Raw genomic sequence first — 25,375 nt, forward strand, 5'->3', positions numbered from 1 at the left:
TCGTCGTCCGGTGAGCGGGTGCCCCCGGAGGCAATCGTCAACCCCCGCGAGATGCACGCGCGTGGGGTAGCCGGCGGAAGTGGGGCGGACGTCCGCACTCGGCAGGTCACGCGTCGTCGAGGCCGGTCAGCGGCTCTCTGCATGCGACCGCCGCCAGGGACAGCGTCCGGCACCCCCAGTGTGTCGACCACGACGGTGCCCGCGTACGCCCGCCCGTGACCGTCAGTCGGAGACGCCGGTCTCGCCGGGCAGCGGCCGGGGCTCCAGGGGACGGACGGCGGGGCCCTGGATCACGGTGCCGTCGGTGTCGAACCGCGATCCGTGGCACGGGCACTCCCAGGCCCGTTCGGCGTCGTTGAAGTGAACCAGGCAGCCCAGATGGGTACAGCGCGCGGACACGGCGTGGGCCGTGCCGCTGTCGTCGCGGTACACCGCGCAGCGCCGGCCGCCGACCCGTACGACCGCCCCCGAACCGGGCGCGATCTCCTCGACGCTGTCCACGTGGGAGGCGCGAAGCCGGTCACCGACGAAGTGCTTGAGGACGGACCCCTGCACCTTGAGGAGGGAGGACGCCTCCCGGGGGTGCAGGCGCCGCGGGTCGTACAGGGAGGCCCAGGGCAGCTCCTCGCCCGTGATGTGCGCGGTCAGGAGCCGGCCCGACATGACGCCGCTGCTCATGCCCCAGCCGCCGAACCCGGTCGCCACGTACACGTGCCGGGCGCCGGGATGGAAGCGTCCGACGTACGGCACCTGGTCGGTGGTCGTGTTGTCCTGCGCCGCCCACCGGTGGGTGATCCGCGCGAACGGGAAGCGCTCCTCGGTCCAGGCGGCGAGCCGCTCGTAACGCTCGCTCACCTCGCCGACACCGGGCTTGAACTTCTCCCCGGTGACGATGAGCAGCCGCTGGTTCTCGCCGTACGGAGCGGTGCGCACCGACCGGGTGTTCTGCTCCTGCGTGATGTACGTGCCCCCCGGGTCGCGGTCGGCGGGAACCGTCGCCGCGACGACGAGTTCACGGTGGGGTTCGAGCCGGGAGAACAGCAGCGCGCGGTCGAAGACCGGGTAGTGCGTGGCCACCACGACGTCACGGGCGACGATCTCCCCCCCGGCCTCGGTGGTGAGCCGGCACGGCTCGCCCTCGTCGAGGGAGACGATCCGGGTGCGTTCGTACACCTTCCCGCCCCGGCCGACGAGGTCGGCGACGAGCGCCAGGAGGTACTTGCGCGGATGGAACTGGGCCTGTTCCTCCACCCGGACGGCGCCCGCCACGGGGTACGGCAGGCCGGTGTCCGTCACGAACGACGCCGCCAGCCCGGCTTCGCGCGCCGCGTCCGCCTCGGCCCTGAGCCGGTCGACCGCTTCCTCCGACTCGGCGTACGCGTATCCCGGCAGGCGCTCGAGGTCGCAGTCGATCCCCAGCTCCGCCGCGACGCGCTCGACGTACTCGACGGCCTCCTGCTGCGATCGCGCGTACTGCCGTGCGCCTTCCGCGCCGAACGACTTGCGCAGCTGCGCGTAGATGAGTCCGTGCTGGGCGGAGAGCTTCGCCGTGGTGTATCCGGTGACGCCGGCTGCGACGCGGTCGGCTTCCAGCAGGGCGACGCTCCGGCCGGCCCGGGCCAGTTCCCACGCCGTGCAGATGCCGGCGACGCCACCGCCGACCACCGCGACGTCGACCTCCAGATCGTCGGTCAGGCCGGGGTACCGGGGACCCTCGGCGGTCTCCATCCAGTACGACTCGTAGGTGCCGGGCAGTCGCGTCATGTCAGTGCTCTCCTGTCACAGGTGTTTCCAGGCGCCGCTGCCGGTGGCAGTGGGGTCGCCGCCGACGGACGAGTTCCGTCCCCGGCCGGGCGGTGGCCCGTCTCCGGCCCCGAGCGCGCCGATGTCTGCTCGGGGGGGCCGGACGCCGCCTCGACAGCAGCCAGGAGCTCTCCGGTACCCGTTCCGCCCAGTGGTATCCCTCCTTGCCGCTTGCCGCTTGCCGCTGGCTGCGCCGGGCAGGACACGCTCTTGCCCCTCACTCTCCGAGCCGGGGCGGGCTCCCGGGTCCTCGCTGCTGCGGGCACGCTCGTTTTCGTTGTTGTCGGCCCCTCAGTGAACCGCGCGAAGCTCGCACAGCGCGGTTCCTCTTCACTCAGCGTGTCGGAGCCCCGGGAGAGCCTGGCGCCCCTCGCGCAGCGGGAACGGGAGGCGCAGCGGCCGGTGTACAAGCGATGCGGAAGGAAGCGCACCGACGAGCACGGGGAGGCGACCACCATGCACCGGACGGTCGGGCAGGCCGGGGACATGTGTCCGTCCGCGGTCCATGCCACCCCGACGACGACGCTCGGCTGGACGCCGCCACCCGAGCATCCCGGCGCCACCGGCAGACACGATGATGAAGGCTGCTGACCGCCCCTTGCGGACCCGGCGTTCCGCCGCCTGGATACACTGCCCTGTCGGGCGGGACTTTCCCCGGCCCGTACCGGGACGGCGGCAGGCGGCTTGATGCGAAGGAGTCCGAGTGTGGATTCCCCCCATGCGGTGGGCTCGCCCCGGACGGGGCCCGGGAGGGCCGCGTTGGAGGTGAGCCCGCTGACCGGTCGTTCCGGGATACGTGCCCGTGGTGAGATCAGCGCCCTCACCCGCCCGTCGTGGGAGCGGGCCCTGTCCGAGCTGGCCCGGCGGCACGCGGGCGTGTCGTACCTGGAGCTGTCGGATGTGACCTTCGTCGACATGGCCGGGGCAACCGCGCTGGCGGTCACCGCCGTGCACCTGCCCGACGGGAGATTCGTGGTCGAGAACCCCCCGCCACAGCTGTCGCGGGTGCTGGAAATGTTCTGGCCGGGCCTGGACCGGATTGAGGTGGCTCTGTGACGAGCACGGTGACCACCCACGAGGCGTTCGTGCACCCTGCCCTCTTCTACCGAACCGAGCAGGAGTACACGCGGCGGACCGTGAGCTTCCTGCGCGAGGGACTGACCAACGGCGAGCCGATGGCCGTGGCCGTGCCCGGCCCGAATCTGGAGCTCATCACGGCAGGTCTGGGCGGGGACGCCGAGGGCATCCTGTTCCTGGACATGACCGAGGCCGGCCGCAACCCGGGGCGGATCATCCCCAAGGTGCTGCGCGGATTCGCCGACGCCCACCCGACGGGACGCGTGCGGATCATCGGCGAGCCGATCTGGGCCGGACGCAGCGCGGTGGAGTACCCGGCGTGCGCGCAGCACGAGGCGTTGATCAACGTCGCGTTCGAGGGCCGGGCGGTGACGATCCTGTGCCCCTACGACGAGGTGCGGCTGGACCCGCAGGTGATCGCCGACGCCCGGGTGACCCACCCGACCCTCATCAGCGGGGAGGGACACGAGTCGGTCAGCGGTGTCTACGACTGGCGGGCGGTCGTCGACCGGTACAACCAGGCGCTTGTGCCCGCACCGGACGCCGTGGCCTTCTCCTACGCTGCCGAGGACCTTCCGGCGGTCCGCCGGTTCGCCCTCGACCAGGCGACGCGGCTGGGCCTGGCCGCCGGGGAGCCGCTGATGGATGTGGAGCTGGCGGTCGCGGAACTGACGACCAACAGCGTGGTACACGGCGGAGGCCGCGGGACACTCGCCATCTGGGCCGAGCAGGGGCAGCTGGTGTGCGAGGTCCGCGATGCCGGCCGGCTGACCGATCCGCTGGCCGGCCGCCGCCCGCCGGAGCCCGGCCAACTGGGGGGCCGGGGCCTGATGCTGGTCCACTACGTGGCCGACCTGGTGCGCGTGCACACCGACGACGACGGCACGACCGTGCGCTTCTACCTCAGCTTGTGACAGCGCGCGGGCGTCCACCTGTACGGGTGGCTGCACGCCCCTCGGCACCGGCCGGCCCGCACCTCGCGGCTGACCCACCGCACCGGGGTCGCCGTCATCTGCTCGTCCTCACCGCCGCCCGCGCCGGGGTGGCAGCGCCAGGCAGCCGTACCTGTGGTCGTCAGCGGCCACGAGGAGCAGCGGCCCGGATGTCACGCCGGGACGAGGTCTGCGCGGCGCGCGGTCAGGGCCCCGCCGGCCACCATGCCCAGCGTGATGGCGGTGACAATCGTGATCAGCTTGATCAGATCGGTGAAGCCGGCGATGAGATGACCTCCGGCCAACGTGGTGAGCCCGCGCATGCCGAGCGACCCGACAGTGAGTGTGAAGAAGCCCGGCAGCAGCAGGACCAGGCGCGGCGGCATACCAGGGCGGCGATACAGAAGATTGGCCGCGGCGGTCAGGACCACGGCCGCCGTGAACGTGCCGACCGTCTCGCCGGCAGCCTTCGTCACCAGCGACTGCACCCCCACCGTGACGTAAACGAGTACGAGGAGTACCGGCAGCAGACGCAGCCGAATCGCGAACGCGAGCACGGTTCCGAGGGTGAAGACCACCCAGCCGCAGAAAAGCGCCCAGCGCGGCAGGTCGGAGACCGCTGCCACATCGAACAGCGACCGCGTGGAAGAACCCGTCAGTGCCACTCCCAGCAGGACTCCGAATGTAGAGCTGCACCAACAGGTACACGGCGTACACCAGCCGGATCGCACCGGTGGTGATCAGCCCCGCGCCCAGCTCGGCCGCCGCGGCGCTCAGATAGTCACCGGGCACAAAAAGAACAGTGCGGGCAGCATCAGCAGCACCGGTCCGCCGTGCGCGACGTCCCGGGCGAAAACCTCGATCGCGGCTTCAGCGCCACCATCTGATCAAGACGGAACACCTCCGGCACGGCCCGCACGGTCACCGTCGTCGCTGCTCCCGCACCAGCCCCGACCGTGACGACGGCACCGTCGGGAACCACCACGAGCGACGCCCGATGGCCGTACGCCTCGGCCGCGCCGCGCGCGTTGCGATCGACCAGATGAGCACCTTCACCAGAAGAGGAGAGGAAAACCCTGACCACCTGGGCCACGAACGCCACCACCTCGGCGTCCGGAGCGTCTCCGCCCTCACTGATCGCCGCCGCCCTGGTCGATTCCACGACTCGTCCTCCCAACAGCTCACCAGCACAGAAAGCCGCCACGCCCGGCCCGACAGCGAGCAAGGGGCGTACGGGTCGATCGTGTGGCGCGCGCCGACATGGGCGAGCGCGAGGGCCGTGGTGGCTGTGAGGCTGGTGCTGCGACGCCTGGGGTGTACGGTCAGCAGTCCTCCTCGAACTTCACCGCGGTGAGCTCGACAGGCTGTCCGTTGAGCGCGGTTCCCGCCGGAGGAGTCTGGTTGCACACCTTCCAGTTGGATTCCATCAGGACCATGCGGCCACGTGGAGAGGCGTCGGTGACGGTCAGGCTGGTGGAGCTGTCGAGGCTCCGGCGGGCCACCTTGACGGACTTTCCGGTGAAGTCGGGCATGGTCGTCGCGGTCTCCGGCTCGCTCGCACCCTGGTCGCTGCCGGGACAGTCCTCTTCCAGCTTGACCGTCGCGAAGTCGATCTTCACATCGGTGGGGTGCTCGCCGGCTGCCGGGGTCTGTCCGCAGACCTTCCAGTTCCGGTCGAGGGCCTGCATGCGCCCGCGGCCGAGAGCATCGTGGGAGTGCAGGCGGGAGAAGCCGGCGGCTTGTGCCTGGTCCTGAGCGGACTGGAGGCCCTTGCCGGTCATGTCCGGCAGGGCGCCCGTCTCGGCTTCGGCCTTCGGAGCCTTCGTCGTGGCGGCGGGAGTCGGCTCGGTGGATCGTACGGAGCGGGGCTTGTCCGAATCGGTCTTGCCGCCCTCCTCGCAGGCGGTGAGAGTGAGAACGAGGGCGGCAGCTGCGAAAAGGCCGGTGGTCTTGATGCGCATTGGTCCAGTCTGTCGGACCGTGTACGCAACGTTGTGACTCTTGACCTGGTTGTGATGAGCGGCCCCGGTTGATGTGGCGGGCGCGGCGTCTGCGCGGCGTTTTCGCCGCCTTCGCTCGCGCTGGGCAGTGCGCATGAGCGGGAAGATCTCGGCCGGGCGGCCGCAGGGCGTGGCCCCGAGGTCCGCGTACGCCGTTCCGTACGCCGCCCTCCGATGCGGCCCGTTCCGCCGGACGGTCTCTAGTCGGTCTGTTCCTGGGGCGCCGGGGTTCCCGGGCCGGCAGCCGGTCGGCCTTCGCTCGGTGTGTCGGCGTCGGTGGTGCCGTCGTCGGGGGGCGCGTCGGTTCCGGCAGGCTTCTTGTCTCGGGCGTGCTCACCTTCGGTGCCGCGTATGTCGGGCGCTTCGGGGCCGAGTGGGGGCAGGTCGGGGGTGACGGCGTTCGGTGATGTCGGCACCGGGTCGGGAAGCTCCGGTTCGGGAGGGCTGGCCATCGGATTCTCCTTGCTCGGTGTTTGGCGGTTCTCTACGTCGGCTTCCCTTCTCAAGGGCCTGCATTCCTCCGCCGTTGGCCGTGGGGCGCGCCGCGCGGTCAAGTGGTAGTCCGCCGTCGAGCGGCTCGACGCGCCGGGAGCAGAGGAGTGCCGTGAGGGAAACCCGCCAGGAAATCGGAGCCCGGGGAAAAGCGCCCTTCGGTGGGGGTGTCGGTGGGCGGGGCCGTTGGGGGCCGGCGTGAGCAGAGTGCAGGGCACGAGATCCGAGAGGAGACGTGCCGTGCACGATGTGCTGTACCCCGCCGTTGGTGGCGGGTCCTTCGACCGGCTGGATGCCGACTGGGCCGCGCTGTGCCCGGATGCGGCCCTGCAAGCGGGTGGGCGACCGATGGCCGCCTTCGGAACGGCATCGCGGCGTCCAGGCGATGCTCCCGCATCGACTTCCGTCCCGGCGGGCCCGCCGCCAGTCAGATGCTCGACACGCTGCGGCGGGTCCCGCCCGAGCTCGCCGCCGCTCACGGACCCTGGCCCGCCTCACGCAAGCCACCGACTCCAGGCCGAGGCAAGAACCGGTGCCCGGGCCTGGCGGGTGGGCGGCCTCGGGACGAGGGTCAGGTGACCGGCTCGGCTACGAAGAGGGGGATCTCGCGTTCGGCCTTGCGCTGGTAATCGGCGTAGTCGGGGAAGGCGTCGACGGCCCGCTGCCACCAGATGCGGCGTTCCTCACCGGTCACGACGCGCACTTTCATGTCCCACTTCCGTGTCTCGTCGCGGAGCTCGATGTGGGGCGAGGCGATGAGGTTGTGGTACCAGACGGGGTGCTTGACGGCGCCGCCGTTGGAGGCGACGAGTGCGTACGCACCCTCGTGCTCGACCCGCATGAGAGGGGTCTTGCGGAGTTTGCCGCTCTTCGCGCCGATACTGGTGACGAGGACCACGGGCATGCCCCGCATGGTCGTTCCTTCGGTGCCGCCCGACGACTCGTACAGGTCGACCTGGTCTCGTACCCACTGGGACGGGCTGGGTTCGTAGGTTCCTTCGAGCGGCATGCCGCTGTCCTTTCGTCGTGGTCAGTGGCGGCCGGCTTGTCCGGAGCGCGCCGCTGCGCCCAGTCCATCACGGCCGACGCGGGTGTCACCAGGGGATCGCCGGGCGGGGCTGGGGTGAAGGCGAGGCCCGGGCCATCCTCCCGGGGCAGCAGCGGTCTTGCGGCGGCTGCTGCTGGATGACTGCGACACGTTCGTCACCCAGGAGACGGCGGAGGCGCTGCTCGAACGCGGGGATGTGCTGGGGCTGCGCATGGTGCTGAGCGCGTTCGTCGGCGCGGATGAGGACACTACCGATCAGCTTGATGCGGCAATCTTCGACGTCTGCGGTCAGCTGGAGGAGGAGGGACGGCGCCTCGCGGCACTGTGTTCGGCGCTGGAATCGGATGCGGATGCCTCGGTGAGCGGGGAAGCCCGCAGGATTCTCGACCTGCTGGGCCCGCTCCAGTGAGGCCGAAGGGCCTGCCGACGGCATGCGTGCGGCCGCCGCGTTCCGGGCGGGCCCATCACCGGCCGGCCTGGAGTCGCCCGGCGGCTTTTCGGTGGTGCGGCGAGGGGCGATGAGACGCGGGACGCCGCCTGCCGGCCGGGGCGTGCCGTCGCCTCGCCCTGGCCCGGCCAGGCCCAGCCCGGTTGCCGCGGCGACATCCGGCCGGGACGAACAGATCGTGAACCCGGCCCTCTCCCGCTGCGGTGTGCGGGCATTCCGGGGGCCGAAGCTCTCGGCGCGGCCCGCCGACCGCGGCCGCCTCCGCTCCGTCCACCACGGCGCTCCGCCCCAGTCTGTCCCCGTCGGCGCCCACCCGGAGACGGCGACGGGGCCGGGGCCGCGACGCCGTCCCCGGCTACCGGTGCCCGAGGACTTGATCCACCCCGTCGAAGGTCGCGCCGCAAACGGCGAGGACGTCACGTACGACGCCGGGGCGTGCCGTCATCGCCAGGAGCAGGTGTTCGTCACCGATGGTCTTGTCCTTGCGGGCCAGGGCCACCCGCAGGGACTGCTCGAGGATCGTCTTCGCCTCCTTGGTGAACGGCCGGTGCGCGGACCCGGCCCGGCGCAGCCAGCCCGTCTGCCGGCTGCCGCGCGCCAAGGCGCCTTCGCCGTGGGCCTCTTCGACGCGGGACACGATCTCGGTGACATCGATCCCGAGCCCGGCCAGCGCCTCGGCATCCGCCGCAGAGATGCCGCCGCGCCGCCGTGCCTGGTCGAGTCCGTCCACCACGGCCTCACGCCGCACCTCCAGGGCGGCCAGCGCGTACGCACCCTTGGTCCCCTCCGCGTCGAGCAGCGCGAGCAGCAGATGACCGGGTTCGACCTGCGCGTCACCGCGCTGCTCGGCCTGTCCCACAGCGCCCATGACCACGGCCCGGGCGCCGTCCGTGAACCGCTCGAACATCACTGCCTCCCGTATTTCTTGTGTACGGCCTGCCTGCTCACCCCGAGCTCGGCGGCGATCTCCTGCCAGGACCAGCCCTGACTGCGCGCGCTGCGCACCTGGACGGCTTCGAGTTGTTCGAGCAGGCGCCGCAGCGCGGCTACCGCCCGCAGTCCGACCCGTGGGTCGCGATCTCCCGCCCGCGCGGCGAGATCCGTTGCTTCGGTCATGCTGTCAACCTAGATTGACGAGCATCGACGTGTCAACCCGGGTTGACGGTCCCGGGGCACCTGGGATGCCGCGCTCGTGTGCCGCCAAGTCGGTACGTTCACGGCGGCGTTGCTTGCCGCAGGTGCACGGACGGGGGTCGGAGGGTTGTTCGCGCACGTGCAGCAGGAGTTGCGCCGCAGGCGTGACCGGGAGTGGGTCCCCGGCCTGTGTATTCATGCCGGTCGTGCCGGGCCGGTACCGGTGGACAAGCCCGGTCGGGTGGGCAAGCCCGGTCGGGCTGACGACACCTCTCATTCGACACCCACGAGAGGTTCTCGGTCCGTATCGGTCCGGGGCGGCGTGGTCCAGGGCGGGACGTGTGTGGTCCGCACACAGCCGTGGAGACCTCACCCCGTTGCTGGGCCGGCTCCGCCCATGTGTCGTCCCGCGCGCCCCTCCACTCGGCTCGGTGATGCCGGGGGCGTGGGCCGCCGGATACCCGCACCGGTGGACGGCAACCCAGAGGCCGGGGCTCGTCGACCATACTGTGACCGGCACAAGGGCCGTCGTCCGACCGAACGGCGATCAGCGGGGCGGCAGGCCCCGGGCAGGACCGGACGAGAATGGAGACCTGTGATGGATGCCGAGGAATGCTGGCGCCGCTACGGGTTGCGCCCCAGCGGCGCGGACCTCGACGAGATCCGCGAACTGCTGAAAGAGCACACCGCGCGCGAGCGACGCGTCCAGGGCAGGGGCGACACAGAGCTGATGAGGCTCTGCTGCTTCTACCTGTTCACCAGCGGCGAGCTGGACGACGTGCTCCTGATCTGGAGTGCGAAGCAAGCCAGCTTCGACGCGGCGTGCTCCATCGACATCGAGTTCCCGCTCGGGCACGGGCTCGACGTGACGAAGGCCCACCTCTCGGCCCAGCGGGCCCCTTCTGCGACGGCGGCACTGGATCGACTGCGCGAGCTCGAGGGAGACGGTGCATTCGAGGCCTTCTCGGTGAAGGAGCGCTCCGCCGCGTACGACCGGTACTACAGCGACTGACGAAGTGCCGTCCATCCACAGACGGGTAAGACATCGTCCCCCGCCGCCTCGGCGTACCTGGGCTGTTGCCGTTCGGGGTGTGGCTCCGGCTTCTCGTGGGGAGGCGAGCCGTGGCGCGGGGGCCACGTCGGTATGTGAGGGGGAGGGGATCGGTTGCGTTCCCTTCAGGCTGCTCACGGCGGGTGTGTTCTGCCGGTGGTGAACCCCGGCCCGGATGTGCCCGGGTGGTCATTACGGTCGAGTGTTATGACGACGATTACCACGCGCCCGGTCGAATACCTGGCTGACGGTCTGACCATGAGGGGGCATCTTGCGCTTCCGGCCGGTACGGGCCGGGCGGCTGCGGTGTTGCTCGGCCCGGAGGGCACGGGACTCAGCGACGTCGAGCGCCGCCGTGCCGACGCCCTTGCCGAACTGGGTTACGTCGCCCTGGCCTTCGACCTCCACGGCGGCGGCCGCTACGTGAGCGACCCGGAGGAGATGCTCGCCCGCTGCCTGCCGTTGCTCGAGGACCCTGACCGGATGCGGCAAATCGGTCACGCGGCGCTGGATGTGCTGCGCGCCGAACAGCGGACCGATCCCCGCCGGATCGCCGCTGTCGGCTACGGCACGGGCGGGGCGATCGCGGTGGAGCTGGGCCGCGCCGGTGTCGAGCTGTGCGCGATCGGGACCGTCAACGGGCTGATCACGGGCCGACCGGGTGAGGCGGCGCGTATCGGCTGCCCGGTGTGGGCCGGGGTGGGGTCGGAGGATCCGATCATGTCGCCCGCGCAGCGGGAGGCGTTCACGGCGGAGATGCAGGCCGCGGGTGTCGACTGGCGCCTGACAATCTACGGTGGCGCACTGCACGCCTTCCACCACCCGACGGTCGGCCACACGGTGCTTCCCGGCGTCGGGTACCACCCGGAACACGCGCAGCGGGCCTGGCGCGACATCGTCGGCCTGCTCGCCGAGTGCCTGCCCCTGACGGACTGATCCGGACGCTCCGGGCCCGGCCCAGCTGGTGAGGTGACCAGCACCCCCGCGGATGACATGCGGCGACTCCTTGCAGCGCGAGGACGGGCCTGCCCCCGCGGCTCAGGCGGTACGGCCTGCGGGGCGCCCCGCAGGCCACCCGAACGACCACCGGCGCAACTGGCGCATGGCCTCTTCCAGGTCATCGCGGGCGTACGCCACCTCCAGTCCTGGCTGCCGGATGTCGGATGCGTTCAGACAGCGGCCGGGTTGCGGGCGCCTACGCGGCATCGCCCTTTCTGGTCTGCTCGCCGGGATCCTGCCCCGCACGCAGCGGGTTCCGCACGCACGAGCGCCCCCGCCTCGCGGGGGTGCAGAGGCATACCCGGCCAGGTGCCGTGGCCAGACGCCGCACGGGCCGACCGCCTTGCCGACCCTGGGGAGGCCGCTGTCACGCATACGAGCCCGAGGCTGCGGCCCCTGAGCAGTCGGCGCGGGAGCGGGGCGTGTACCGGCGCCCCTGTGAACACCGGATTTCCCTCCCGCAGTACTGCGGGCGCTCCCGCCTCCCCTGGCTGCGCCCGGAAGCTGCCGCCGGCGGCCGGCCTTCCGCCGCCCTCGACTGTCTGACGCGGACCCCGGGGCCTTGACTGCAACCGACATCAGTCTCAGAGCGGGTTGTTGGGCGATGCTCCCGGGCTGGTGGATCCCGCTGTAAGGGCGGCTGAACCCGCCGCCTATTCTGAACGCGTTCAGTAAAGGTGAGGTGGGATGGGTGAGCACGTCAGTGAGACGGTGGACGGTGCTGGTCGCCGCGTTGGCATGGGTCTGCGTCGCTTGCGCCGACGCGGGCGGAGACGCCGCCCACGTTGACCGGTCGACGCTTGCGGGCGAGTGGAGCAGCCCGGGTGGCGCCCGTCTGCACCTGGGCGCGGACCTGTCCATGACGGGAGAGCGCCTGCACAGCGCGATGCTGGGAGGCACCTCGTGCCCTGACGCCGCCACCGGACACTGGAGCTTCTACAGCCCGCCCGACGAGACGGGAACGGCATTCGCCGATGACGGGTTCACCAGCGGTGACACCCTCTCCCTGCGCATCGACGATCCGAGCGTGTCCTGCCTTCTGTCAGTCCGGGTCCGGCGGGACGAGCACGGACTCAATCTCTGCCTGCTGGAAGACCTCGACTCCGGCTGTTCAGCCGAAGAGCTTCTCCGCTCGGAGCCGACGTTGCCGGCAGGGCGGACAGCGAAGTGACTGAGCATTCCCAGCGTGGACGCACCACGACTGCTCCACCGGATCGGCGAGCGGCCCCGGCACCGCGACGCACCGAGGCCGTCGGTGTCCTGGAGCTCCATGGCATGGCGCAGCGGCCGGAGCGTCGGGAACCGCCGGAGCGGGCGTGCCGCTGCATCGGGCATGCCCACCGCGTTCCCGCGCGCTTGGCAACCCCTTTGCCCGCCCCGCGGCAGTGGTTGCGAGCGGTCGGACAATGATTCGTCCGCACGAAACGCTGTCTCTACGCTGAGCCGGAGCGGGAGCGCGCGCGCTTTCGCAGGCTGCGGTGCCGTGGCAGAGCGGTCCATTGCGGTCGTCGTGGGCGAGGTCCCTCCCACGGCGAGTGACGAAGAGGGGGCGGACCTGCTCCCCTTCCGTCTCGCGGGTTCGAATCCCGTCGGCACCGCAGCCGACCAGGACGGCGACGGCACCGGGATCTGCCGCAACGCGGCGGGCCCGCAACGAACCCGTACGGAACGGTCTCCCGCTTCGCCGGGGTCACGAACGGTGTCTGGTAAGTGACCCCATGTCAGTACCGGGGCCTACATTGACCAGTTGCGCGGACATCGCGTCGCGTGATCGTTCAGGGAGGGGGCTTCGGCCTTGCCGTTCGTCAAGGGATACACCAAGCAGGACGGAACGCCGGTGCGGGCGCACTGGAGAGCGCCGGCCGGAACGCATCAGCAGACGGTGCTCGCGGTCGGGATCGTGGCGGCCGTGTTCGTCTTCGGCGGCTCCGGCACCCCGGCGGGCAGCGGAACGGGACCGGGGCGGTCACCGGCGCCGCGGTCCTCGTCAGCGGTGACGTACCCGGTCACGTGGCCCGGCTGGGACGACCCTGCACCCTCCTTGGCCCCGGCACCGGTCCCGACGGTGTCGTATCCGGTCCGCTGGCCCGGCTGGGAGCAGCCTGCGCCGCGTCCGGTGCCGACGGTGTCGTACCCGATCAAGTGGGACCGCGACGGAGACGGCCGGTGAGCCGCCGCCCGGCCCGACGCCGGTCCCGCAAAGCCGGTACCAGCGAGCAGCTCATCCTGGCGCTGGGCACTCTCGTCATCGCGGCGGCTGTGATCGCGGCGGTCATCGACTTCGTACGCGCCCGTCCCTGGGTCCCCCTCCTCCTGGTACTCGTCATCGGCGCAGCGGCAGCTGCCTGGCTGGTCGCCAGACAGCGAGCCGCGCGGTGGGAGCGGGTGCGCCTCCAGGGGCTGCGGTACGCGCTGACGCAGCTGGACGGGCTGCATCACCGGCAGTTCGAGCACGCCGTCCGGGATCTGATGCGCCGAGACGGGTGTGCGGACGCGGTGCAGGTCGGCGGTGCCGGCGACAACGGTGCGGACGTGAAGGCCACCGACCCCTACGGGCGGCTGTGGGTGATCCAGTGCAAGCACCGGCGGGCCGGACTGTCCGGGGCAGCGGTGGGCACCCCGGATCTGCAGGTCCTCAACGGCACCGGCCGCCCGGTCCACCACGGCGACGTCGTCGTCCTCATCACCAACGGCAGGTTCTCCCGGCCGGCCCTCGACTTCGCCCGCTCCCAGCGGTTGCACCTGGTCGACCGTGCTCTCCTGGGTGAATGGGCCGCCGGCTCCCGCCCCCTGTGGGAACTGCTTCGGGCCGTGCCGCCGCCCCGACGGCCGACGTCCCTGTCCTGAGAGAACCCCGCCCGACAACAGGTCGAGCGATTCTCAGCGAGGGTTGAGTGAGCCACTTTCACCCTGTGCTGAAGGGTAAGAAGGCTCAGTTGAGGGTCAGGAAGCTGCCCGCCTCGTTGCCGTACTCGATCCAGGCGCCGGACCGGGCGTTCGCTGGGACGCCGGACCAGGCGGCGGTCAGGTCGGTCGGCACGCCGGGGGTGACGCGGGCCCGGTCGGGCGTGACGGTGACTTTGCCGGTGGCGGGGCTGTCCGCGGTGATGTGGTTCGCCTGGTAGGTGTACGGGGTGACGGTCTCGTGGTCCGTCCCCATGGCGACCAGGGACACGAAGAGGGCGTCGGCCGTGGGATGCGGCACGGTGATGGTGACCGTTCCGTCGCTGTCGGGGACGGCGGTGTGGACGTCCTGGAGGACCCCGTCGACCTTGTTGCCCCACAGGACGCCCGTGATCGTGTCGTCCGCCGCGTCGAAGCGGACGGTGATCTGCGACGCCTTGGTGCCGGAGGGGATTTCGGCGTCGTAGGAGATCTGCTGCGTCGAGGTCAGGGTGCCTTCGGTGACGGGCGAGGTGACCGGTCCGTAGGCGGTGGCCGTCAGGGTGCTGGTGGCCGGGGTGACCGGGAACGTGGTCGAGCCGCTGGAGCCGGAGCCCTTGATCTCGGCTGGGGCGCGGACGATCTGCGGGGTGACGACGATCGGGCTGCGGACGGTGGTGCGGCCGGAGGTCCAGGTGAGGGCCCCGGTGTCGACGCGTCCGGCTGGTGCGGTGGTCACGTCCAGGGTGAGGGTGAAGGTGCGCTTCTGGCCGGGGCGGCTGAAGTGCAGTACGGACGGGCTCACGGTGGCCTTGATGCCGGGGAGGTCCACCCGGGCGCGGTAGGTGCCGGCCGTGGTCGCGGTGACGGTGCGGGTGACGGTCTGCTTGCCGAAGAGGTCGCCGACGGCTATGGACGGGTAGTTGAGGTCGCTCGGGTCGATGGCCTTGACGCCGGTTCCGGTGTTCACGCCGGAGCCTTCGAGGTACGCGAGCCAGTCCCGCTCACCGGAGTCGTAGACGAGTCCGGGCCGCAGCATGGCCCGTGCGTCCACCTCGCCGGCGCCCTGCGCGAAGGCGTCGTCGCTGTTCCTGCCGTCCGCGGTCTTCGTCGGCGTGGCGGTGGTCATCATGGCCGACTTGATGCTCATCGGAGACCAGGTCGGGTGCTCCGCGAGGTGGAGCGCCGCCAGGCCGCTGATGTGCGGGGTGGCCATGGAGGTGCCGGAGTAGTAGTCGAAGTCGCGGCCCTTGTTGCCGTCCGGGGACACGGCCGCGAGGATCGTGACGCCGGGCGCGGTGATGTCGGGCTTGAGCAGGTCGCCGTTGCCGGTGAGTGAGGGGCCGCGCGAGGAGAAGCCGGCCACCTGCGGGTAGACGTCCGAGGCGCCTCCCTCGGTGAGGGTGGCGGTGGCTCCGCTCGCGGCGGCGTAGCTGCGCACGGGGGCCGCGTCCGCGTGGTCGAGGTGGACGGCCGGCACGCTGTGCAGGTCGCCGTCCGTGCTCTCGTCGCCGGGGTTCACCAGGACGAGGCCGATGCCGCCGGCCCGCTTGACCTCGGCGGACTTGTCGGCGCGGCCGTTGACGCCCCGTTCGCAGACGACGATCTTCCCGGTCGTGCGGGCGGGGTCGAGGGAGTCCGGCATGCAGTAGTCCGCATAAACGTCCACGCTGTCCGCGACACGGACCGCGGAACCCAGGACGAGCGGGGCGGGGCCGACCTGCCGGCGCACGGTGGTGCTGATGCCGGTGTAGCTGGAGCCGTTGCCGAGGGTCACCGTGCCGGTGTGCGACTTGATGGTGCCGGCGGCGACCGTAGTGGTCCAGGGCGCGGTGTTGGAGAGGCTGGACGCCCCCGGGCCGGAGTTGCCCGCGGCGGTGGCGACGAAGACTCCGGCCGCGGCGGCGTTGCGGAGCGCGACCTGCGCCGGGTCGTCGTACGTGCTCTCGAACGTGGCGCCGAGTGAGTAGTTGATGACGTCCACGCCGTCGGCGACGGCCTGGTCGATGGCGGCGACGATGTCGCTGGTCAGGCCGCCGTCCGCCTGGCCGTCCTTGCTCTGCCAGAGGGCTTTGTAGACGGCGATGGTGGCTGCGGGGGCCACGCCGGACACGGTGCCGAGGTCCTCGCCGTCGGCCGTGGCGCGGACGTCGGCGTTTCCGGCCGCGGTGGCCGCCGTGTGGGTGCCGTGGCCCTGGCTGTCGCGCGGGGAGACGTATCCGGCCCGGTTGGACTCCGGGACGGCGTCGAACCATGCCTTGCCGAAGTAGCGGGCGCTGATGACCTTCTCGTTGCAGGCCGCGGCGGCGAAGCTGTCGCCGGTCTGGCAGGTGCCCTTGAAGGTGGCGCCGTCCGCCTTGTGCATCACGGTCGCCGCGCCCACGCGGTAGGGGCGGTGGCGGTCCGCCGGGCCGGGTTTGCGGGAGCTCAGGGCCGGGGCGTCGAAGGAGGGGCTCTCGGGCCAGATGCCCGTGTCGATGTCGCCGATGACGATGCCCTTGCCGGCTTCTGCGGTTCCGCCGAGGGCCTTCCACAGCCCCTTGCGGCCGGAGAGTCCGAGGAAGTCGGTGGAGTTCCGGTCGTCGGTGGCGTGGTGGAAGCGGTCGGGGGCGATGTGCACGACGTTCCCGCTGTGGGCGAGGCGCACCAGTTGGCGGGCGTCGAGCCGGGCGCTGAAGGTGTTGGTGGTGACCGCGTAGTGCTGCCGGACGGTGGCGCCGACCTTCTTGGCGACGCGGGTCTGCTGGTCCGTCAGGTGGGCGCGGTACCGCTTGGCGGCGGCCGATGCGACATCGAGCGTGTCGCCCTCGGCGGGCTTCGTGGCGGGGAGGTCGCCCACCCCGCCGTCATAGGTGACCAAGGGCTCGTCGGCGAGGGTCACCAGATAGGTGCCCGTGGCGGATCCGGCGATCGGGGAGGCGGCGGGGACGGCGGTGGCGGTCGTGGCGAGGGGAAGGCTGAGCGCGGCAAGGGCGGTAGTGAGCAAGGCGGCGAGGCCGGCTCGCCGGATGTGCGATGTTCTGCGCGGCAGGAGTGGCACGGACTCTCCTCATGGATTTCCACGCACGCCGGAGAGACGAGCGCGGGGGCTCGCCTGCGGTGTGCGCTGGGGGCGGGTATTTCCGAACCGCCTGGCACCAGGGGTGACTGCCGGGTGGTCCGGGAGGCCGGAGCCCCCGAGCAGGGGCTCCGGCCTCAGGAGCGCCGGTGGGGCGGGACTTGTCAGCCGATGGCGATGCCGTCGATCAGGAACACGGTCGACAGGTAGGTGTCTTCGGTGCCGGCGAACTCCAGCTTCACCGTCTGGCCCTTCCAGGCGGACAGGTCGACGGTCTTCTGGACGTATCCGGAGCTCGCGTGGGCGTTGGAGTAGGTGGCCAGCGTGGTGCCGTTCACCTTGACGTTGAGGGTGTCGTAGGCGGTGGAGCCGGACTCCTGGGTGGAGACCTTCAGCCAGAAGGTGAGCTTGGGGGTGCCTGCGGAAGGCACCGCGATGTTCGACTGGGACAGGGATTCGACGGCGTCGGCGCCGTAGCCCATCATCCAGGCGTACCAGGACCCGTCACGTGCGGGCTGCAGGGACGAGTTGGTGATGATGTTGTCGCTCTGGGTCCAGCCGCCGGCGCCCTGCTCGAAGCTGCCGTTGGTCAGCGCGTTCCCTCCGGGAGGCGTGGTCGGAGAGGGCGTCGGGGTGGTCGGCGAGGGGGTGGGGGTGCCCGTGCCGGGATCGGGCAGGGCGGTGCCGACGCTGACGGCGGCCCAGGCCTTGGAGACGAGGTAACGCTCCTGGGAGTTGGCGCCGTACAGGTCGGCGGCGGCCTGCAGGGTGGCGGTGCGGGCGCCGGCGTAGTTGGTGGTGGAGGTCATGTAGGTGGTCAGCGCGCGGTACCAGACGGCGGCTGCCTTGTCCTTGCCGATGCCCGTGAAGGTGTCGTTGTTGCAGGTGGTGCCGGTGTGTGCGCGTCCGCCGATGGTCTTGGCGCCGGTTCCTTCGGCGGCCAGGTAGAAGAAGTGGTTGCCGATGCCGGAGGAGTAATGGACGTCCACCGAGCCGGCGCCGGAGTTCCAGCAGGACAGCGACTTCCCGTCGGCGGCGGGGTTGTCCATCCGGCGCATGTAACCGGCAGCCATGTTGAGCTTCTCGCCGATGTAGTAATCGCCCGGGTCGCCGGCGTTGCCCGCGGAGAACTCGACCAGGCTGCCGAAGATGTCGCTGGTGGCCTCGTTGAGGCCGCCGGACTCGCCGGAGTAGGTGAGGTTGGCGGTGGCGGCGGTGACGCCGTGGCTCATCTCGTGGCTGGCCACGTCGAGCGTGGCGAGCGGGGTGTTGCCGTTCTGCGAGGAGCCGTCGCCGAAGAACATGCAGAAGCAGTTGTCGTCGTAGAAGGCGTTCAGCAGGTTGGTGTCGACGTGGACGTAGGCGGGGGCGCCGCGGCCGTCGTTGCGGATGCCGGAGCGGTTGAAGGAGTTCTTGTAGTAGTCCCAGGTCTTGGCCAGACCGTAGGAGGCGTCCACGGCGGCGCTCTCGCGGCTGGACGCGGTGCCGTTGCCCCAGGAGTTGGTGGTCTTGGTGAAGGCCCGGGCGTTCTGCCTGGGGTTCGACTGGGGGCTGTTGTAGGAGTCGTAGACGATCGTGCCGCCGTGGGCGGGGTCGGTGAGGGTGTAGCCGCTGCCGGTCTGGGTGGTCTCGATGGAGACCTGGCCGGCGGTGACGCCGTTGCCGGCGCCCGTGACGTTCTGGTGCAGCTCGTACTGGTCCAGCGGCGCGCCGGTGATGGCGTCGACGATCACCGCCTCCCGCGAGGTGGGGCCGGTCTCGCCCTCGCCGGTAACGGTCGAGCGGTAGGCGAGGACGGGGATCTTGCCGACCGCGTAGACCACCAGGGTGCTGTCCTTGCTGCCGGCCTTCGCCTTCTTCACGTGCCTGGCGTGCTTCACGGCCTTGGCGGAGGCGTCGGCGGCCGTGAGTTTCGGGGTGGTCCCGGCGACCCTGATCGCGCCCTGGTGGGCCAGGTCCGACCCGGTGATCGTGCCGTCCTGGGCGAGGTGCACCACCAGGTCTCCGCCGATCACCGGCAGTCCTCTGAAGGTGCGGTCGTAGCGCACGTGCCGGGTGCCGTCGATGTCGATCAGCACGTCCTTGGCCACGAGGCGCTCGTCGGGGCCCAGGCCGAGTTCGCGGGCGGTGGCGGCCGCGTTCCGGTTGGCCGTGCGTATCGCCTCGCTGCGCGTGTCGGCCGTCATCGCCCGGAAGCCGGCCCCGGGTTGGGCGGCGGAGATGCCGGCTGCCGAGGTGGGCTGGGGGGCGGCGGTGGACTGGGTGGCCACCACGGTCACGGAACCCAGTGCGAGGGCTGCCGCGACACCCGCGGCCACCGCGTTTTTGCGGTACATGACAAATCCTTCCACCGGGCCTGGTCGGGGATTGCCGCAGGACGTCACCTGGAGTGCGGGGGGTGTTCGGCGGCAGTTGGCTCGGTTGTGGCCATGAGGCTAGGGATGCGGAGAGCCGCCGACATCGGGGCAACCCCTTGACCTGGACGTGCAGGCCCGGCGGGCGCACCATGGCCCGATGCCAGACTCTGCGATGGGAATGAACGCGTCCCACGAGGCCGGTCCCGTACTGCCGGTGGTGCCGGAAGACGTGCACGGCATCCGCCGGGTGGTCCTGTTCGGGCCGCCCGGAAGCGGCAAGACCACCGCGGCCGGTGTCCTGGGACGGCGGTCGGGCCTGCCGGTCCTCCGGCTGGCCCCAAGGCCGCAGGACACCGGGATCCCGTACACCGGGCTGCTCGAACTCGCCCTGGCCCTCCCGGCCCTGCCCGCTTCACGGGAGCTGACGGCGGCACTCGACGAGACCGCCGGCCGGCCCGGTTCTCCGGACGGTGCCGGTCGGGCGCTTCATCTGCGCCGCCTGACCGCTGATCTGCTGCGGGAGGCACCGCCCATGACGCTGGTGGTGGACAACGCCCAGTGGCTGGACCCGGCCAGTGCGGCCGTCCTGGGCTGGGCGTTGCGCCTGGCTCCGGACCTTCCCGTCGTCGCGGCCGAGCGCACCTGGCGCCCGGGGGCCACGGGCCACTGGTGCGGAGAGGACGCGTACGTGGTACGAATCCCACCTCTGACGGCCCCTCAGGTCGCGACCTTGCTGTCCCCGTACCGGCTCACTCCCCGCGAGGTCACGCGCGTCCACGCGTACAGCGGCGGGAACCCGGCCGTGGCCCTGGCCCTGGCCGACGCCTCGCGCGCACTCCCGGACCGGGACGGTGTCAGCGAGTCGGCCCTGCCGCCGACGGTCCGCCGACTCGTGGGTGAGTGGCTGGACGAGGTACCGGTCCAGGTACAGGAACTGCTGACGTTCGCCGCCCTCGATGACCGGCCCGACCTCGAACTGCTCGGCCGCCTCGTCGGCCCGGCAGCCGAGGCCCTCCTCGCCCAGGCCGAGGCGGCGGGGCTGCTCGACATCGGCCGGGCGGACAGGCGAGTGCGGTTCACCGCCTCCGCGATCGGCACGGAACTCGTGGCCCGGCTGCCGGGCCACGAACGCAGGCTCCTGCACGCCCGCCTGGCCGACGTCGGCCGCGACAGCGTCCGCCGCGACCGGCACGCCGTGCTGGCGGCCGACGCCGACGACCCGCGGTCGGCCCGCCGCGCCGCCCGCGCCGCCGTCCGAGCCCGGCAGCGCGGCGACCACGTGCTCGCGGCGGAGCTCTCCCTCCTCGCCGCCCAGCGCACCCCGCACGACGACGGTGACCTGCTCACCGAACGGGCCCTGACCGCCGTACGCGACGCCGCCCACTACGGCGACTTCCCCCGCGCTCGGGCCGCCGCCCGCCTCGTCCTGGACCACGACACCACCCCGGACCAGCGCGTCGACGCCCTCGTCGCCCTGATCGACGCCAGCGGTCAGCACCTGCACAGCGCGGACGAACTGTTCGCCGCCGCACTCCACGCGGCGGGTGGACGATCCGACCTCACCGCGCGGATCCTCATCCGCCAGTCCGTCTGGGCCAACGTCAACGAGGGCGATCCCCACCGGGCGTGCGCCCTGGCCGACCGAGCCACCGCGCTCGCCAAGAGCGCCGGCGACACCACCACCACCGTCATGGCCCTCACGATGCAGGCCCGCCTCCAACGCGTCCTCGGCCACCCCGACGCCGGGACCACGCTCAGCCGCGCCCTGTCCCTGCCCCGCGCCGCCTCCATCCCCGTCAACGGCACACCTCAGCACCTCGCCGCCCGGCACGCCCTCTTCGACGACCACCCGGACGAGGCCCGCACCGCGCTGCTTCCCCTGCTCGTCGAAGCCGAGCGGACGGGAGACGCCGAGGCGACTGTGGACATCCTGCGCAGCCTCGCCGAGTCCGAACTCCGCGCCGGACGGTGCACCAGAGCACTCGACCACGCCCACCGTGCCCAGGCAGTGACCGACGGGACCGCCCTGTCGGCCGCACCGGCCTGTTACACCTCCGCCCTCGTCGAAGGCGCCGCCCGGCGCACCGACCTCGCCCTCGCCCACGCACGCCGCGGAGTCGACACCGCCCGGCATGAGGACAACAAGGTCTTCCTCTCCCGCAACCTCTTCGCCCTCGGCCACCTCCTCCTGGCCACCGGCCGCCCCAAAGAAGCCCTGGAGGCCCTGGAGGAGGTACGAAACCTGGAACGACTCCAGCAGGTCCGCGACCCGTCCGTCCTGCGCTGGCACCCCGAACTCGCCGAGACCCTCATCGCCCTCGGCCACCTCGACCAGGCACAGAGCCTCCTGGACGACACCCGCCGCACCGCGACCGACCTCCGCAGGGAGGCGGTCCTCCCTCCGCTCGAACGCGCCCAGGCGCTTCTGGACGCCGCCCGAGGCGACTACGACACTGCGGCCCGGCGCCTCACCGACGTGGCCGACCGGCTCCGCCACCTCCCCCTCGAACGAGGCCGCACCCTCCTGGCGCTCAGCCACACCGAACGACGCGGACGTCGGCGCGCCAGCGCCCGCACCGCCGCGCAAAGCGCCTCCGACCTCTTCACCGCCCACCAGGCACACCCCTGGGCCGAAACCGCCGCGCACACCCTCGGCCGACTGGAAGACGCCCCCACGGACCACAACGACAGCCCCCGCCTCACCCCGGCCGAACAACGCTGCGCCGAACTCGCCGCCGCCGGAGTGAGCAACCGCGACATCGCCACCACCCTCACCGTCAGCGTCAAGACGGTCGAAGCGACCCTCACCCGCGTCTACCGGAAACTCGGCCTGCACTCACGCTTCCAGTTGGCGCACACCGTCACACCAGCACGTGAGTGACCAGCCCAGCCCGTACCGCTGCGGGAGCCGCCGTCGTTTCGGGGTCACGGGGTGCCGGCACGCGCGGTCGCACGGGCCCAGGTGTTCATGATGATGAAGGTCTTGGTGCCCTCCACCTTGCCGGTCCGGCGTACGGCGTTGATCACCTGCTGAAGATGCTTCACGTCCCTGACCCGGAGCTTGAGCAGAGCGTCGGAGGTGCCGGCGATGCTGTGGCTCTCCTCGATCTCCGGGATGCTCTCGGCGATGCCCTCGATCTCGTCACTGTCGGTCGCGCCGAGCAGGCGGATCTCGATGAACGCATGGAGCATGCCCGCCCGGCTGTCCTCGATGACCGCGGTGTAGCCGCGGATCACACCCGTCCTCTCCATGCGCTCGATGCGGCGCGCGCACGGAGCCGCCGAGAGTCCCACAGCGCGCGCGATCTCCGACACGGGCGCCCGCCCGTCCTCGCGGAGGATGTTCAGTATGTGACGGTCGATCGCGTCCACGGCCAACTCCACGAATCGTGCGCGCCACGCATGAGGCACGCGCCGAAAGCTCCTCTGCTCCTTGCAGATCGAGTGAACCACGCTCGACATGTGCGTAATGATGCCGGGCCTGTCGCCTGGGGACCGCCGTCCTGTCATCGTCATGGCGTCCGGGTGATCCCCGGCAGGAGGCCCGCACCGGCCAACCCCTACGGCGCGGACTCCGACCAGGTGACAGGTGCGCGGGCATCCCCGGCACCCCGCGGCCGGCCCCACAATCCTGGGGTCGGCCGGGCACCGAACCAGGCCCGTCGGCAGCGATCACCGCGCGGGGCACAAGAGCTGACTTCCACGACACGCTCACGAACCTGTGCTGTACCTGATCCGCTGCGCCGCCACGACGCATGGTGAGCAACCGCCATCCGTACGCGTTTCGTACGGTCAACGTACGCGGTTCGTGCGTCGAGGGGGATAGGGTCTCGGTCAGGAGGTGCTTCCATGTCCGAGTTGTTCGACGCGGTCGACGCGCTGGTCGCGTCCCGCTCCCCTCTGCCGCCGGCCGAGGAGCGCAAGCGGCTGCGGGTCGCGCACGGCCTGACACTGGGCGAAGTCGCCGCCGCGCTGAACGTCCGCCGGGCCACCGTGTCCGGCTGGGAGTCGGCGAAGAAGCCCACGGAGCCGCGGGGCCCGGAGCGCGAGGCATACGCGCGACTGCTGCGCCGGCTCGCCGAGCTCTACCCCGCGCCGCAGGAGCCGCCAGTCCCGCTGCCCGCCCCGTTGACCGCCCCGTTGACCGGCACGCCCTCCCCGGCGGAAGCCGGGGCTCCGTCCACAGGGGAGACGTCCGGGGCTGCGGCCCTGACGGCAACCGGGAACACTCAGGCCCCTGCCTCTCCCGCCCCGGCGTCCCGCCCGGCGCGCACCACCAGGCCGTCGTCGACGGCACGCCGTCCGGGCGCGAAGAAGGCGGCCCCGGCCGCCGCCCCGGCGAGCGGCACCGACCCGCGGTTCGAGAACGGGCCGCTGGCGGTCGTCGACGTCGAGGACGGGAAGGTGCTGGCGTACTGCACCGGCGGCCTGGTCCTGGACGTGCCCGCCAAGAGCATCCCGGCCCTGGTCGACTGGACGCTGCGCGAAGCGCAGCTCGGGGCACCCAAGCTCGCCGGCCCGGGCAAGGACGCCGACCCGCTGCTCGTACTCACCGCGGCCGCGTGCGAGCGCTACGGCCTGCCCACCGCGCTCACGCAGGAGGAGCGCCTCGCCGGGCGCCTGCCGGAGGGCCACAAGGCCGTCAAGCAGCTGGCCCGCGCGGAGTGGAAGCTGACCAAGCGCGGCTTCGGGCCATGGGCGCGTATCTACCGCCCCGCGACCGGTGCGGAGCGGGCGTGTGTGCAGCTGTGCATCCCCTCGTGGGGAGCGCTGGACCCCCGGCACTGGGGCGAGGCCGGGAAGCTCCCGCCGGCGGCGCTCGCCCGGGTCATGGGCGTGTACGCCTCCCGCGTGATGACGCCGCGAGGCTCCGCGGCCGTGACCGGCCTGGAGCTGATGACCGCTCTGCACCCACCGACCCGGGCCTCCCGGCCGGACGCCGACGGCGCACGGCACTCGGAGCACAACCCCGGCAGCCTGGGCAAGGACGCCATCGACCCGATGACCTTCCCGCCGTGCGAGGTCCCCGACGGGCACCCCGTCCTCACGAACCTGCCCCGTTTCCACGTGCGCGGCCCGGCGGAGAAGCTGTTCGAGGAGGCGTACGACTGGGCACGGCCGATGACGGATGCGGAGTGCACTCTTCGCCACCTGGTCGGCATCGACGTCAACATGGCCTTCGCCGCCGGCGCCAACGGCCTGAATGTCGGCCTCGGTGAGGCGACGCACGTCAGGAACCCCGCGTTCGACCCGAAGTTGCCCGGCTCGTGGCTGGTCGACCTGAGCCACGTCGACCTGTCGAAGGTGATGGTCGGCAAGGAGTGGGTGGAGCTGGACGGCAGCCTGCTGCCGAGCCCGTTCACCCCGAAAGGCGACCGTCCCGCAGGTCCGGCCTGGTACGCGACGCCGACCGTGGCGTACGCGGTGGAACTCGGTTACGACGTCGCACCGGCCGAGGCATGGGTCCGGTACGAGAGCGGCCGCTACCTGGACGGCTGGTACCAGCGGCTGCGCGACGCCTACCTCGCCACGATGGCCGACCTCGGCGTCCCCGACGACCTCGCACCCGAGGACTTCCTCGCGGCGATGCACGGCTACAAGGACCGCGACCCGGAGCTGGCCCTCGTCGTCTCGGCGATCAAGGCGACGGTGAAGGGCGGCCTGGGCAAACTCCGCGAGCGCCCTCGTGGCGAGGGCTGGCGGCCGGGCGAACCGTGGCGGGCCCTGTCCCGCCCGACATGGCGGCCCGACATCCGCGCGGCCGTCATCTCCCGCACCCGGACCAACCTCCACCGCAAGATCGTCAAGCACGCGGCGTTCACCGGGCAGTACCCCGTAGCGATCCTGTCCGACTGCGTCGTCTACGCCTCCCGCGGACCTTCACCGCTCGACTTCCTCCCCTACCGGGAAGACAAGCCGCTGCCCGGCGGCTTCAAACTCGGCGTCAACCCCGGCCTGGTCAAGCACGAGGGCACACAGGACGTGCTGTGGGGCGAGGAAGTCCGGGAGAAGTTCAACGCCCCCGAACTCAACCTCGCCCGGTACATCAAGGACGGCACCGTCACCGACGCCGACAACGGAGAGTAGGACGCC

Annotated in this window: 21 protein-coding genes and 1 tRNA gene; 10 read left to right on the top strand and 12 right to left on the bottom strand. The window is 71.5% G+C overall.

Annotation, left to right across the window (positions count from 1 at the left end; translation table 11 throughout):
- Positions 1-222 precede the first annotated feature (222 nt).
- On the bottom strand, positions 223-1,764 hold the full coding sequence (locus tag ACWDVG_RS04955) for an FAD-dependent oxidoreductase (protein WP_451696276.1): 1,542 nt from the start codon (positions 1,762-1,764) through the stop codon (positions 223-225).
- Positions 1,765-2,490: 726 nt separating this feature from the next.
- Here ACWDVG_RS04955 and ACWDVG_RS04960 point away from each other — a divergent pair.
- Both ACWDVG_RS04960 and ACWDVG_RS04965 read left to right on the top strand, forming a co-directional pair.
- Entirely contained in the window at positions 2,491-2,859 is a 369-nt protein-coding gene (locus ACWDVG_RS04960) for an STAS domain-containing protein (RefSeq protein WP_451696278.1), read from the top strand.
- Positions 2,856-3,794, top strand: coding sequence for an anti-sigma factor RsbA family regulatory protein (locus tag ACWDVG_RS04965; RefSeq protein WP_451696280.1), 939 nt, complete (start codon positions 2,856-2,858; stop codon positions 3,792-3,794). Before ACWDVG_RS04960 ends, ACWDVG_RS04965 begins: the two co-directional genes overlap by 4 nt.
- 191 nt (positions 3,795-3,985) lie before the next feature.
- On the opposite strand, the gene ACWDVG_RS04970 is transcribed toward ACWDVG_RS04965, so the two are convergent.
- The 5 genes from ACWDVG_RS04970 to ACWDVG_RS04990 all read right to left on the bottom strand — a co-directional run bounded on the left by ACWDVG_RS04970 (position 3,986) and on the right by ACWDVG_RS04990 (position 7,313).
- Positions 3,986-4,477 (bottom strand): hypothetical protein, encoded by a 492-nt coding sequence (locus tag ACWDVG_RS04970; protein ID WP_451696282.1) that lies wholly within the window; start codon positions 4,475-4,477, stop codon positions 3,986-3,988.
- A gap of 149 nt (positions 4,478-4,626) precedes the next feature.
- Positions 4,627-4,974, bottom strand: coding sequence for a hypothetical protein (locus ACWDVG_RS04975; protein WP_451696284.1), 348 nt, complete (start codon positions 4,972-4,974; stop codon positions 4,627-4,629).
- Positions 4,975-5,134: 160 nt separating this feature from the next.
- Complete coding sequence (locus ACWDVG_RS04980; protein WP_451696286.1) at positions 5,135-5,773, bottom strand: PASTA domain-containing protein; 639 nt, start codon at positions 5,771-5,773, stop codon at positions 5,135-5,137.
- 239 nt (positions 5,774-6,012) lie between these two features.
- The gene (locus ACWDVG_RS04985; protein WP_451696288.1) at positions 6,013-6,264 is read right to left on the bottom strand and encodes a hypothetical protein; all 252 of its coding nucleotides are present in this window, start codon (positions 6,262-6,264) and stop codon (positions 6,013-6,015) included.
- A 611-nt stretch (positions 6,265-6,875) separates the two neighbouring features.
- Positions 6,876-7,313, bottom strand: coding sequence for a nitroreductase family deazaflavin-dependent oxidoreductase (locus tag ACWDVG_RS04990; protein ID WP_451696290.1), 438 nt, complete (start codon positions 7,311-7,313; stop codon positions 6,876-6,878).
- A gap of 157 nt (positions 7,314-7,470) precedes the next feature.
- Here ACWDVG_RS04990 and ACWDVG_RS04995 point away from each other — a divergent pair, with 157 nt between their 5' ends.
- Positions 7,471-7,761 carry a hypothetical protein gene (locus ACWDVG_RS04995; RefSeq protein ID WP_451696292.1) on the top strand — a complete coding sequence of 97 codons (291 nt, stop codon included), beginning with the start codon at positions 7,471-7,473 and terminating at the stop codon, positions 7,759-7,761.
- A gap of 394 nt (positions 7,762-8,155) precedes the next feature.
- Here ACWDVG_RS04995 and ACWDVG_RS05000 read toward each other — a convergent pair whose 3' ends face one another.
- The gene (locus tag ACWDVG_RS05000) at positions 8,156-8,707 is read right to left on the bottom strand and encodes a Clp protease N-terminal domain-containing protein (protein WP_451696294.1); all 552 of its coding nucleotides are present in this window, start codon (positions 8,705-8,707) and stop codon (positions 8,156-8,158) included.
- Positions 8,707-8,916: a helix-turn-helix domain-containing protein gene (locus tag ACWDVG_RS05005; RefSeq protein ID WP_451696296.1), complete on the bottom strand. Its 210-nt coding sequence runs from the start codon at positions 8,914-8,916 to the stop codon at positions 8,707-8,709. Before ACWDVG_RS05005 ends, ACWDVG_RS05000 begins: the two co-directional genes overlap by 1 nt.
- A gap of 616 nt (positions 8,917-9,532) precedes the next feature.
- Between ACWDVG_RS05005 and ACWDVG_RS05010 the strand changes: the two genes are divergently transcribed.
- From ACWDVG_RS05010 to ACWDVG_RS05025, 4 genes are all read left to right on the top strand, one after another.
- A complete protein-coding gene (locus ACWDVG_RS05010; RefSeq protein ID WP_451696299.1) occupies positions 9,533-9,946 on the top strand; it encodes a hypothetical protein in 414 nt (137 codons plus the stop codon).
- A 246-nt stretch (positions 9,947-10,192) separates the two neighbouring features.
- Entirely contained in the window at positions 10,193-10,921 is a 729-nt protein-coding gene (locus tag ACWDVG_RS05015; RefSeq protein ID WP_451696301.1) for a dienelactone hydrolase family protein, read from the top strand.
- Between the two features lie 754 nt (positions 10,922-11,675).
- Entirely contained in the window at positions 11,676-12,155 is a 480-nt protein-coding gene (locus ACWDVG_RS05020) for a hypothetical protein (RefSeq protein WP_451696303.1), read from the top strand.
- Between the two features lie 306 nt (positions 12,156-12,461).
- Positions 12,462-12,582: transfer RNA gene (locus tag ACWDVG_RS05025), tRNA-Gly, on the top strand.
- Between the two features lie 274 nt (positions 12,583-12,856).
- On the opposite strand, the gene ACWDVG_RS05030 is transcribed toward ACWDVG_RS05025, so the two are convergent.
- Positions 12,857-13,126 (bottom strand): hypothetical protein, encoded by a 270-nt coding sequence (locus ACWDVG_RS05030; protein ID WP_451696305.1) that lies wholly within the window; start codon positions 13,124-13,126, stop codon positions 12,857-12,859.
- A 24-nt stretch (positions 13,127-13,150) separates the two neighbouring features.
- Here ACWDVG_RS05030 and ACWDVG_RS05035 point away from each other — a divergent pair, with 24 nt between their 5' ends.
- Positions 13,151-13,831, top strand: coding sequence for a restriction endonuclease (locus ACWDVG_RS05035; protein ID WP_451696307.1), 681 nt, complete (start codon positions 13,151-13,153; stop codon positions 13,829-13,831).
- Between the two features lie 85 nt (positions 13,832-13,916).
- Here the strand turns inward: ACWDVG_RS05035 and ACWDVG_RS05040 are convergent, their stop codons facing one another.
- Together ACWDVG_RS05040 and ACWDVG_RS05045 are read right to left on the bottom strand one after the other, a co-directional pair.
- A complete protein-coding gene (locus ACWDVG_RS05040) occupies positions 13,917-16,907 on the bottom strand; it encodes a S8 family serine peptidase (protein WP_451696309.1) in 2,991 nt (996 codons plus the stop codon).
- A 182-nt stretch (positions 16,908-17,089) separates the two neighbouring features.
- Positions 17,090-19,261, bottom strand: a complete 2,172-nt coding sequence (locus ACWDVG_RS05045) for a M4 family metallopeptidase (protein ID WP_451696311.1) — start codon at positions 19,259-19,261, stop codon at positions 17,090-17,092.
- A 178-nt stretch (positions 19,262-19,439) separates the two neighbouring features.
- Between ACWDVG_RS05045 and ACWDVG_RS05050 the strand changes: the two genes are divergently transcribed.
- Positions 19,440-22,163 carry a LuxR C-terminal-related transcriptional regulator gene (locus tag ACWDVG_RS05050; protein ID WP_451696313.1) on the top strand — a complete coding sequence of 908 codons (2,724 nt, stop codon included), beginning with the start codon at positions 19,440-19,442 and terminating at the stop codon, positions 22,161-22,163.
- Between the two features lie 44 nt (positions 22,164-22,207).
- On the opposite strand, the gene ACWDVG_RS05055 is transcribed toward ACWDVG_RS05050, so the two are convergent.
- Positions 22,208-22,654, bottom strand: a complete 447-nt coding sequence (locus tag ACWDVG_RS05055) for an Lrp/AsnC family transcriptional regulator (protein WP_451696314.1) — start codon at positions 22,652-22,654, stop codon at positions 22,208-22,210.
- A 477-nt stretch (positions 22,655-23,131) separates the two neighbouring features.
- Between ACWDVG_RS05055 and tap the strand changes: the two genes are divergently transcribed.
- Positions 23,132-25,369, top strand: coding sequence for a telomere-associated protein Tap (tap, locus tag ACWDVG_RS05060; protein ID WP_451696316.1), 2,238 nt, complete (start codon positions 23,132-23,134; stop codon positions 25,367-25,369).
- The last annotated feature ends 6 nt before the right edge of the window (positions 25,370-25,375 follow it).

It is taken from the genome of Streptomyces sp. NPDC003327 (assembly GCF_053589515.1).